Here is a 12,602-nt window from a genome sequence, read left to right on the forward strand (position 1 = left end):
TGAAGTACCCCGAGGTCATGGCCGAAACGGCTAGGGGCCGTAGGGGGCCCGCTAGGGGTTGGCCGCGCCTGGGGCGATTCATAGAGTCCGATTCGGTCGCATGCTGCGACGAGTTCCGCGACTGCGAGAACTCCCCTGAGCGGAGGTCCACGTGGCACACGTATCGGACATGGCGGGGCCGGAGTCGACAGTCGGGGCCAGGGACGCGATAGCAGTCGTCGGCATGGCGTGCCGGCTGCCCGGCGCACCCGACCCCGCCGCCTACTGGTCGCTGCTCCGCGACGGTGCCAGTGCCATCGGCGACGCCCCCGCCGACCGCTGGGACCCCTCCGCCCGTGTCCGACGCGGCGGGTTCCTCGACCAGGTGGACCGCTTCGACCCCGCCTTCTTCGGGATCTCGCGCCGCGAGGCCACGATGATGGACCCGCAGCAGCGCCTCACCCTCGAACTCGCCTGGGAGGCACTGGAGAACGCCGGCATCGCCCCCGACACCCTCGCCGGCAGCCGCTCAGGCGTCTTCGTCGGCGCCATCTGGGACGACTACGCCACCCTCGCCTACCAGCGGGGAGCCGACGCGCTCACCGCCCACAGCCTCACCGGCCTCCAGCGCGGAGTCATCGCCAACCGCGTCTCCTACACGCTCGGCCTGCGCGGCCCCAGCATGACGCTCGACACCGGCCAGTCGTCCTCGCTCGTCGCCGTCCACACCGCGGTGGAGAGCCTGCGCGGCGGCGAGTCCACCCTCGCCCTGGCCGGCGGCGTCAACCTCATCATCTCCCCGCACAGCACCACAGCGCCCGCCCGCTTCGGCGGCCTGTCACCCGACGGCCTCTGCTACACCTTCGACGAGCGCGCCAACGGCTATGTGCGCGGCGAAGGCGGCGGCATCGTCGTGCTCAAGACCCTGGCGGCGGCCCGCGCCGACGGCGACCGGGTGCTCTGCGTCATCCGGGGCAGCGCCGTCAACAACGACGGCGGCGGCGACAGCATCGGCAGCCCCCACCAGGCCGCCCAGGAAGAGGTCATCCACCTCGCCCACACCCGCGCCGGCGTCACCCCCGACGAGGTGCAGTACGTCGAACTCCACGGCACCGGCACCAGAGCCGGCGACCGGGTGGAGGCCGCCGCCCTGGGCGCCGCCCTCGGCACCCGCCGCGCCGTGCCGCTCCCCGTCGGCTCGGCCAAGACCAACGTCGGCCACACCGAGGGCGCCGCCGGCATCACCGGCCTGCTCAAGGGCATCCTCGCCATCCTGCACCGCGCCCTGCCGGCCACGCTCAACCACCGCACCCCCGGCGTCCCCCTCGAAGCGCTCAACCTGCGGGTGGTCACCGAGACCACGCCCTGGCCCCGGCCCGACGCCCCACTGATCGCCGGCGTCAGCTCGTTCGGCGTCGGCGGCACCAACTGCCATCTGGTCCTCGAAGAGGCCCCGCCGACCGCTCCGGAACCTCCCGTGCCCGCCCGCGAACCGGCGCCGCCGGTGGCTGTGTCGGTGTCGGCGCACGGCCAGGCGGCGCTCCGTGCCCAGGCCGCCCGACTGCGGGACCATGTCGACGCCTCCCAGGACCCGCGGCCGATCGACTACGGGTTCAGCACGACGACCACCCGATCCCCGCTCGCCACCCGTGCCATGGTTCTGGCTGGGGACCGGGATGGTCTGGTGGCTGGTCTTGAGGCGTTGGCGGATGGCCGTTCGGCGGCCGGGGTGGTGCGGGGTGTGGTGGGGGAGGAGTCGGAGCGGTTGGCGTTTCTCTTCTCGGGTCAGGGGAGTCAGCGGTGCGGTATGGGGCGGGAGTTGTATGGGGCGTTTCCGGTGTTCGCGGACGCCTTCGACGCGGTCTGTGATCGGTTCGAACTGCCGGTGTGTGAGGTGGTGTTCGGGGATGACGCGGCGACGTTGAATCGGACGGAGTTCACTCAGGCGGGGTTGTTCGCCGTCGAGGTGGCGTTGTTCCGGTTGCTGGAAGCCTGGGGGGTGCGGCCGGAGTTCTTGGCGGGGCATTCGATTGGTGAGATCGCCGCCGCTCATGTGGCGGGGGTGTTGTCGTTGGACGACGCGTGCGCTCTGGTGGCGGCTCGGGGTCGGTTGATGGGTGCGTTGCCCGAGGGTGGCGCGATGGTGGCGGTGCAGGCGGCGGAGGCCGAGGTGGTGCCGCTGTTGACCGAGGGTGTGGATATCGCGGCGGTCAACGGGCCTGATTCGGTGGTGCTGTCGGGTGATGAGGCGGCCGTGGTGGAGTTGGCGGGGCGGTGGAAGCACAAGCGGCTTTCCGTCAGCCACGCGTTCCACTCGCATCTGATGGACCCGACGTTGGACGCGTTCCGCGCGGTCGCGGAGACGCTCACGTATCACCCGGCTCGGATTCCGGTCGCGGGGCAGCCCGTCCAAACCGACGCGGACTACTGGGTGCGGCATGTCCGGGAGGCCGTCCGTTTCCACGACGGGGTGGAGTGGCTGCGCGCACAGGGCGCGACCTCGTTCCTGGAGATCGGCCCCGACGCGGTGCTCTCCGCCATGGCGGATGGCGTGCCGGCGTTGCGGAAGAGCCGCCCGGAACCCGAGGCGCTGCTCACCGCCCTTGCCACCGTGCACACCCGGGGCGTCGCACTGGACTGGCACGCCTACTACTCGGGCACGGACGCCCGCCGCGTCGAACTGCCCACCTACGCCTTCCAACGCGAGCGCTACTGGCTCGGAGAGTCGGCACCCCAGCAGCCGGCGCCCGACGTGGAGACGGCCGACGCCACCGGCCTGACCCAGGCCGAGGCCCTGCGACTCGTCCGCGAGCAGGCCGCGTTGGTGCTGGGCGCTGCCGGCCCCGCCGCCATCCCCAGCGACCGGACGTTCCGCACGCTCGGCTTCACCTCGTTCATGGGCGTCGACCTCTGCGGCGTGCTCAGCGCGGCGACCGGCCTGCGGCTGCCCAACACCCTGATCTTCGACCACCCGACGCCCGAAGCCGTCGCCGAACTGCTCTCCGGCACACCCGCCACCGCGCGGACGGTTGCGGAGTCGTTGGCGGTGGTGGGTGATGAGGAGCCGGTGGCGGTGGTGGCGATGGGGTGTCGGTTCCCTGGTGGGGTGCGGTCGCCTGAGGAGTTGTGGGAGTTGGTGTTGGGGGAGGGGGACGCGATCTCTGGTTTCCCGACTGATCGTGGTTGGGATGTTGAGGGTTTGTTTGATCCGGAGCCTGGGGTGGCGGGGCGGTCGTATGTGCGGGAGGGGGGTTTTCTGCATGACGCGGCGGAGTTCGATGCGGGGTTCTTCGGTATTTCGCCGCGTGAGGCGTTGGCGATGGATCCGCAGCAGCGGTTGTTGTTGGAGACGTCGTGGGAGGCGTTCGAGCGGGCGGGTATTGATCCGGGGTCGTTGCGGGGCAGTCGGACGGGGGTCTTTGTCGGGGCGATGACGCAGGACTACGGGCCGCGTCTGCATGAGGCGTCGGAGGACTTCGGCGGGTATCTGCTGACCGGCACCACCGGCAGCGTCGCCTCGGGACGGCTGTCGTACATCTACAGCTTCGAAGGCCCGGCCATCACGGTGGACACCGCCTGCTCCTCGTCGCTGGTCGCCCTGCACCTGGCCGCGCAGGCACTGCGGCGCGGCGAGTGCGACCTCTCCCTCGCCGGTGGTGTGACGGTGATGTCCAACCCCGGCATGCTGGTCGAGTTCTCGCGCCAGCGCGGCCTCGCGCCTGATGGGCGGTGCAAGCCGTTCGCCGAGGCGGCCGACGGCACCGCCTGGGGTGAGGGCGCGGGGATGCTGGTGCTGGAGCGGTTGTCGGACGCGCGGCGCAACGGGCATCCGGTGCTTGCGGTGCTGCGCGGTTCGGCGGTGAACCAGGACGGTGCCTCGAACGGGTTGACGGCGCCGAACGGTCCTTCTCAACAGCGGGTGATCCGGCAGGCGTTGGCGTCCGCCGGGCTGTCCGCTTCGGATGTGGACGCGGTGGAGGCGCATGGCACGGGCACCCGTCTGGGTGACCCGATCGAGGCGCAGGCGCTGCTGGCCACCTACGGGCAGGACCGGGATCCCGAACGTCCGTTGTGGTTGGGGTCGTTGAAGTCGAACATCGGTCACACGCAGGCCGCCGCCGGTGTCGCGGGTGTGATCAAGATGGTGATGGCGCTGCGGCACCGGGCGCTGCCCAAGGTCCTGCACTTCGATCGGCCGTCGTCCCATGTGGACTGGTCGGCGGGGGCCGTGGAGCTCCTCAGCGAGACCCGTCCCTGGGAGTCGGATGGTGTGCGGCGGGCGGGTGTGTCGTCGTTCGGGGTGAGTGGGACGAACGCGCATGTGATTGTGGAGGAGGCGCCCGAGGCTGTTGAGGTTGCGGTGTCGCGGTCCGTGGGTGTGGTGCCGTGGGTGTTGTCGGGGCGTTCGGTGGGTGCGGTGCGGGAGGCTGCTGGTCGGTTGGCGTCGGTGGACGCTGATGTTGCCGATGTGGCGTTCTCGTTGGCGGGGCGTTCGGTGTTCGAGCATCGGGCCGTGGTGGTGGGTGGGGATCGTGCGGGGTTGGCGGCGTTGGCTTCGGGTGTGCCGGCGGCTTCGGTGGTGTCGGGTTCCGTTGGTGCTGTCGGTGGTGGTGTGGTGATGGTTTTCCCTGGTCAGGGTTCGCAGTGGTTGGGGATGGCGGCGGGGTTGTGGGAGTCGTCCTCGGTGTTTCGGGAGTCGATGCTGGCGTGTGGTGAGGCGCTGGGGCCCTTTGTGGAGTGGGATCTTGAAGTAGTTCTCGCTGATGAGGGGTTGTTGTCGCGGGTTGATGTGGTGCAGCCGGTGTTGTGGGCGGTGATGGTGTCGTTGGCGCGGGTGTGGGAGTCGTTTGGTGTGGTGCCTTCTGCGGTGGTGGGTCATTCGCAGGGGGAGATCGCGGCTGCGGTGGTGGCGGGTGGGTTGTCTCTTGGGGATGGTGCGCGGGTGGTGGCGTTGCGGTCGCGGTTGATCGCTGGCCGGCTCGCCGGTGGTGGTGGGATGGTGTCGGTGCCGCTGCCGGTGGATCAGTTGGAGTTGCCGGTGGGTGTGTCGGTTGCGGCGGTGAACGGTCCGAACTCGGTGGTGGTGGCCGGTGAAGTGGCCGGTCTGGAAGCGGTGTTGGGGTCGGTTGAGCGGTCTCGTCGTATCGCCGTGGACTATGCCTCGCACTCCGCTCAGGTGGAGGTGATCCGGGACGAGCTGCTCGATGTGCTGGCGCCGGTATCCCCGCAGTCCGGTCGGGTGCCGTTCTATTCGGCGCTGACGGGCGGCCTGATCGACACGGCGGGGTTGAACGCGGCGTACTGGTTCGAGAATCTGCGGAACACGGTCGACTTCCAGGGCGCCACGAAGGCGCTGCTCGCGGACGGGTTCAGCACCTTTGTCGAGGTGTCCGCCCACCCGGTCCTTGGCGTTGGCCTGCGGGAGACGGTGGAGGACGCAGGGGCCGAGGCGGTGGTGTTGGGCACGTTGCGGCGTGACCAGGGTGGTATGGAGCGGATGCTGCTCTCCCTCGGCGAGGCGTTCGTCAACGGCGTGGACGTGGACTGGGGGTTGAGCGGGCGGCGGGTCGAGCTGCCGACCTACCCGTTCCAACGTCAGCGGTTTTGGCCCGAGTTCGCCCCCGCCGAACAGGAAGCCGTCGACGGCGAGTTCTGGGAGGCGGTGGCGCGTGGTGAGTTGGGGCTGGATGAGGAGGCGTTGCGGGCGGTCACGGCGTGGCGGGATGGGCGGGAGCGGCGTTCGGTTCTTGACGGGTGGCGTTACCGGGTGCAGTGGAAGCCGATCGGCGACCCCGTAGCCCAACCCCTCACCGGCACCTGGTTGCTCATCGGCGGCGACGAACGGTATGCCGCCGCTCTCGAATCGCGCGGCGCACGCGTGGTGACGGAGCCCGAGGACGGCATCGCTGCGGTGCTCACCGTCGACCCGTCTCCGGCCGCCGTCGTGGAGTTGCTGCGCGCCGAAGCCGGGCCGCGCGTGTGGTGCCTGACCCGTGGAGCCTGGGCGGCGAACCCCGAACGGGCCGCCGTGTGGGGGATCGGCCTGGGCGCCGCGTTGCAGCTGCCCGAGCGCTGGGGCGGCCTGGTCGACATCGAGGGACTTGACGACGACCGCGCGTTGCACCGACTCGCGGCCGTTCTCGGCGGCGACGAGGACCAGCTGGTCATCCGCCCGTCCGGCGTCTTCGGCCGGCGGCTTGAGCGTGCCGGCAGCGCCAGGCCGGGGACCTGGTCGCCCAACGGCACCTGCCTGGTGACCGGCGGCACCGGCGCCCTGGGCGGGCATGTGACGCGGTGGCTGGTCGGTCAGGGCGCGCGACGGATCGTGCTGGCGAGCCGGCGCGGCGGCGAGGCGCCCGGCGCCGCCGAACTCCACGCGGAGTTCGGCGAGATGGTCTCGTTCGCGGCCTGCGACATGTCGGATCCGGACGCGGTCGCCGAGCTGGTGAACGGCATTCCCGACCTCGATGTGGTCGTGCACGCCGCAGGCGTGGGCGATCACGGGGCGATCAGCGATCTCACCCCCGAGCGCGTCGAAGCGGTGCTGGCGCCGAAGGCCAACGCCGCCTGGTATCTGCACCAGGCGACGAGGGAACGGGAGTTGAGCGCCTTTGTGCTGTTCTCCTCCGGGGCCGGCGTCTGGGGCAGCGCCCAACAGGGCGCCTACGGGGCGGCGAACGCCGTGCTGGACGCCCTGGCGGCGCACCGCCGCGCACTCGACCTGCCCGCGACCTCCGTCGCCTGGGGTTCCTGGGGCGGCGAGGGCATGGCCGCTGAGCTGGCGGACGCGGAACAGTGGGCCAGGCTGGGCGTGGTGCCGATGCCGCCCGAACTGGCCGTCGCGGCCCTCGGCCAGGCGCTCGCCGCCGACGAGACCTCCATCGTCGTCGCCGATATCGACTGGGCCCGCTTCGCGCCCGCCTTCACCATCGCCCGCCCCAGCGCGCTGCTCTCGGCGTTCGCGGAGCCGGACGAGACGACGACGTCCGGCCCTGCCGCCGAACGCGGGGAGCTGGCGGCCCGACTGGCCGGTCTGTCCGAGCCCGAACAGCACGCCCTCGTCCTGGAGTTGGTCCGCTCGCACGCGGCGGCCGTGCTCGGCCACACCGGTGTGGACGGTGTCCGAGCCGACCAGGCGTTCCGCAGCGTCGGGTTCGACTCGCTGACGACCGTCGAACTGGTCAAGCAGCTGTCGGCGGCAGCCGGGCTGCGGCTGCTGCCGAGCGCGGTCTTCGACCATCCGACGCCGAACGCGCTGGCGGGCTTCCTCCGCACCCAGGCCCTCGGACTGAGGGTCGAGGTGGTTGCGGAGTCGTTGGCGGTGGTGGGTGATGAGGAGCCGGTGGCGGTGGTGGCGATGGGGTGTCGGTTCCCTGGTGGGGTGCGGTCGCCTGAGGAGTTGTGGGAGTTGGTGTTGGGGGAGGGGGACGCGATCTCTGGTTTCCCGACTGATCGTGGTTGGGATGTTGAGGGTTTGTTTGATCCGGAGCCTGGGGTGGCGGGGCGGTCGTATGTGCGGGAGGGGGGTTTTCTGCATGACGCGGCGGAGTTCGATGCGGGGTTCTTCGGTATTTCGCCGCGTGAGGCGTTGGCGATGGATCCGCAGCAGCGGTTGTTGTTGGAGACGTCGTGGGAGGCGTTCGAGCGGGCGGGTATTGATCCGGGGTCGTTGCGGGGCAGTCGGACGGGGGTCTTTGTCGGGGCGATGACGCAGGACTACGGGCCGCGTCTGCATGAGGCGTCGGAGGACTTCGGCGGGTATCTGCTGACCGGCACCACCGGCAGCGTCGTCTCCGGACGGCTGTCGTACATCTACAGCTTCGAGGGACCCGCGGTCACCGTCGACACCGGTTGTTCCTCCTCCCTGGTGGCGCTGCACCTGGCGGCGCAGGCGCTGCGGCGCGGCGAGTGCGACCTCTCCCTTGTCGGCGGCGCGACGGTCATGGCGTCGCCCGGCGTGTTTGTCGAGTTCTCGCTCCAGCGCGGGCTGGCGGCCGATGGGCGGTGCAAGCCGTTCGCCGAGGCGGCCGACGGCACCGCCTGGTCGGAGGGAGCCGGCGTGCTGCTCGTCGAACGTCTCTCCGACGCCCGACGCAACGGGCATCCGGTGCTTGCGGTGCTGCGTGGGTCGGCCGTCAACCAGGACGGCGCGTCCAACGGTCTCGCGGCGCCGAACGGTCCGTCCCAACAGCGGGTGATCCGGCAGGCGTTGGCGTCGGCGGGGCTCACGACCGCCGATGTGGACGTGGTGGAGGCGCATGGCACGGGGACGACGCTGGGCGACCCGATCGAGGCGCAGGCGCTGCTGGCCACCTACGGCCAGGACCGCGATCCCGAACACCCCGTGTGGTTGGGGTCGTTGAAGTCGAACATCGGCCACACCCAGGCGGTGTCCGGCCTCGCTGGCGTGATCAAGATGGTGATGGCGCTGCGGAACGGGACGCTCCCGAAGACGCTCCATGTGGACGCGCCGTCGCAGCATGTGGACTGGTCGGCGGGGGCCGTGGAGCTCCTCACCGACAGCCGTCCCTGGGAGTCGGACGGCGTGCGGCGGGCGGGTGTGTCGTCCTTCGGCATCAGTGGGACGAACGCGCATGTGATTGTGGAGGAGGCGCCGGAGGTTGGCGATGTTGCGGTGTCGCGGTCCGTGGGTGTGGTGCCGTGGGTGTTGTCGGGGCGTTCGGTGGGTGCGGTGCGGGAGGCTGCTGGTCGGTTGGCGTCGGTGGACGCTGATGTTGCCGATGTGGCGTTCTCGTTGGCGGGTCGTTCGGTGTTCGAGCATCGGGCCGTGGTGGTGGGCGGCGATCGTGCGGGGTTGGCGGCGTTGGCTTCGGGTGTGCCGGCGGCCTCGGTGGTGTCCGGCTCTGCGGTGGGTGCTTCCGGTGGTGGTGTGGTGATGGTTTTCCCTGGTCAGGGTTCGCAGTGGTTGGGGATGGCGGCGGGGTTGTGGGAGTCGTCTCCGGTGTTCCGGGAGTCGATGCTGGCATGTGGCGAGGCGCTGGGGCCCTTTGTGGACTGGGATCTTGAGGTGGCTCTCGCTGATGAGGGGTTGTTGTCGCGGGTTGATGTGGTGCAGCCGGTGTTGTGGGCGGTGATGGTGTCGCTGGCGCGGGTGTGGGAGTCGTTTGGTGTGGTGCCGTCTGCGGTGGTGGGTCATTCGCAGGGGGAGATCGCTGCCGCTGTGGTGGCGGGTGGGTTGTCTCTTGGGGATGGTGCGCGGGTGGTGGCGTTGCGGTCGCGGTTGATCGCTGGCCGGCTCGCCGGTGGTGGCGGGATGGTGTCGGTGCCGCTGCCGGTGGATCAGTTGGAGTTGCCGGCGGGTGTGTCGGTTGCGGCGGTGAACGGTCCGAACTCCGTGGTGGTGGCCGGTGAAGTGGCCGGCCTGGAAACGGTGTTGGCATCCGTTGAGCGGTCTCGTCGTATCGCCGTGGACTATGCCTCGCACTCCGCTCAGGTGGAGGTGATCCGGGACGAGCTGCTCGATGTACTGGCGCCGGTCGCGCCCACGTCCGGTCGGGTGCCGTTCTATTCGGCGCTGACGGGCGGCCTGATCGATACCGCCGGGTTGAACGCCGCGTACTGGTTCGAGAATCTGCGGAACACGGTCGACTTCCAGGGCGCCACCCAGGCGCTGCTCGCGGACGGGTTCAGCACCTTTGTCGAGGTGTCCGCCCACCCGGTCCTCGGTGTTGGCCTGCGGGAGACCGTGGAGGACGCGGGCGCGGAGGCGGTGGTGTTGGGCACGTTGCGGCGTGACCACGGTGGCATGGAGCGGATGCTGCTCTCCCTGGGCGAAGCCTTCGTCAACGGCGTGGACGTCGACTGGGGGTTGAGCGGCAAGCTGGTCGAGCTGCCGACCTACCCGTTCCAACGTCAGCGCTACTGGCCCGAGTTCACCTCCGCGCAGTCGGTTGATCTCGGGGCCGCCGGACTGGAGGCGACCGGGCATCCGCTGCTCGGTGCGGCCGTCACGCTCGCCAATGGCGATGGCCTGATCCTCAGCGGCCGGCTGTCGCCCGGCGCACAACTGTGGCTGGCCGACCATGTCATCGGCGGCACGCCCCTGCTGCCGGCCACGGCCCTCCTCGACCTCGCTCTGCACGCCGGCGCCCAGGTCGGTTGCGATCTCGTCGAAGAGCTGACGCTGGAGAGCCCGCTCGCGCTCACCGACCAGAACGGCCCGCAGATCCAGGTGTCCATCGGAGGGCCCGACGAATCCGGCCGCCGTCCGTTCGTTCTCTACTCGCGCACCGACGACCTCGCCGACTGGACCCGGCGGTGCGGCGGCACCCTGGCGGCCGGCGGCCCGGAGCCGTCTGCCGAGCTCACCGTCTGGCCGCCGAAGGACGCCGATCCGCTCGCGCTGGACGGCCTGTACGACCGCATGGCCGACCAGGGCATCGACTACGGGCCCGCGTTCCACGGCCTGCGGGCCGCCTGGCGCCACGGGGACGATCTGTTCGCCGAGATCGACGAGCAGCCCCAGGCCGACGGATACGCGCTGCACCCGGCCCAGTTGGGCACCGCACTGCATCTCCTCACCCTGCGGGAGCGGGAGGGCGCGGCCGGCCCGATACGGATGCCGTTCGCCTGGACCGACGCCCGTCTGCACGGCAGTGGCGTCGGCGGGTTCCGGGTGCGGCTCTCACCGGTCGGGGACGGCGTGATGTCGCTGCTCGTCGCCGACGGCACCGGCGCCCCGGTCGCCACCATCTCCTCGATGACGCTGCGCCCGGCCACCGAGGCGACCGGGATGAGCGCCCTTGAGTCGCTCTACCGCGTGGAGTGGACCGCCCTGGAGGAGTCCGTCCGGCCCGAGTCCCTTCGCTGGGGCGTGCTGGGCGCGGACGACCGCAAGTTGGGCGCTCTGCTGGAGTCCGCCGGGATACCGCTGGTCTACCATCCCGATCTCGCCTCGCTCACCGAGGTGCCGGACGTCGTGTTCCTGCCTCTTCCCGGCACCGTCGCTGGGGACGTTCCCGGCGCGGTCAGGTCCGTGCTGGCCTCGGTGCTGGCGTCGGTCCAGCAGTGGGTGGCCGACGCGCGGTTCGCGCGGGCCCGGCTGGTCGTCGTGGGACGAGGGGTCGAGGAGGATCCGGCCCAGGCCGCCGCGTGGGGGCTGGTCCGTTCCGCGCAGCGGGAACACCCGGACTCCGTGGTGCTGCTCGACATCGCGGACGGCGCCGACGGTGTCGCCGGCTCAGTCCTGGCCGCCGCTCTCCGCTCCGGTGAGCCCGAACTCCTGGTCAGGACGGACACCGTGCTGGTGCCCCGGCTGACCCGCGCGTCAGCCCCGGAAGGCGACGTCCGGCTGACCGGCACCGTGCTGGTGACCGGCGCGAGCGGCGGCCTGGGCATGGCGGTGGCCCGGCACCTGGTCCAACAGCACGAGGTGCGCGGCCTGGTCCTGGCCAGCAGGCGCGGCGAGACGTTCGCCCCGCTGGCCGCCCTCGCCGAGGAACTCAGGGCGCTGGGCGCGGAGGTGGCCGTCCCCAGGTGCGATGTCTCCGACCGGGCGCGGCTGCGGGAGCTGCTCGACGGCGTTCCCGATCTGACGGCCGTCGTGCACACCGCAGCCGTGCTCGACGACAGCACCATCCAGCTGGCCACCGCCGACCGACTCGGCCGGGTCCTCGCGCCCAAGGCCGAGGCCGCGATCCACCTGCACGAGCTGACCGAACACCGCGACCTGGCCGCCTTTGTGATGTTCTCCTCGATCGGCGGCAGGCTCAGCGGACTCGGCCAGGGCGGCTACTCGGCGGCCAACGCCACGCTGGAGGCCCTCGCCCACTACCGGCGGGCACGTGGCCTCCCCGGCACCGCCCTGGCCTGGGGCCTGTGGGCGGACGAGGGCGGCATGGCCAGCCGCCTGGACGACGTGTCGATGCACCGGCACAGCCAGTCGGGTATCGCCGCGCTGTCCGTGGCGGAGGGCCTGGCCCTCTTCGACGCGGCGGTCGCCACCGAGGACGCGGTACTCGCCCCCGTCCGGCTCGACAACGTGGCACTGCGCGGCCAGGCCGAGGCCGGCAACCTGCCACGGCTGTTGGCCGGCCTGGTCAGGGCACCTCGACGTGGACCCGTCAGCGAGGGCGGCGCGCCGTCGATGGCGGGCGCCAGCGTGGAGACCCTGGTGGGCTTCGTCCGCACCCATGTGGCGGCCGTGATGGGCTATCCGGGACCGGAGTCGGTCGAGGAGAGCCGGTCCTTCAAGGAGCTGGGCCTGGACTCCCTCATCGCCGTGGAGCTGCGCAACCGTCTCAGCGCCGCCACCGGCCTGCGGCTGCCGGCCACCCTGGTCTTCGACGCGCCGACCCCGCTGGCCGTCGCCACCGAACTGGCCGAGCGGCTCTCGGGGCCCGGCACGGACGTGGCGGACTCCGTGGACCCGGCCGACGACGAACGGGTGCGCTCGGTGCTCACCACCGTTTCCGTCGCCCGGCTCCGCGAGGCCGGAATCCTCCAACAGCTGCTCGCGCTGGCGGACACCGCCAAGACCGCGACTCGGACAGTGTCCCCCCACCCCGGTCAAGACACCGCCGGCGCCGCCGGCTCCCCTGACATCGACGCGATGGACCTCGCCGACCTCGTCGACCTGGCTATCGGCGGAACCGAATCGTGAC

Annotated in this window: 1 protein-coding gene; it reads left to right on the top strand. The window is 71.1% G+C overall.

The window, feature by feature from the left end; translation table 11 throughout:
* Positions 1-169: 169 nt before the first annotated feature.
* Positions 170-12,601 carry an SDR family NAD(P)-dependent oxidoreductase gene (locus K4G22_RS31720; RefSeq protein WP_425336813.1) on the top strand — a complete coding sequence of 4,144 codons (12,432 nt, stop codon included), beginning with the start codon at positions 170-172 and terminating at the stop codon, positions 12,599-12,601.
* Position 12,602: the final 1 nt, after the last annotated feature.

Origin of the sequence: Streptomyces profundus, from assembly GCF_020740535.1 — a bacterium.
Classification (GTDB): domain Bacteria; phylum Actinomycetota; class Actinomycetes; order Streptomycetales; family Streptomycetaceae; genus Streptomyces; species Streptomyces profundus.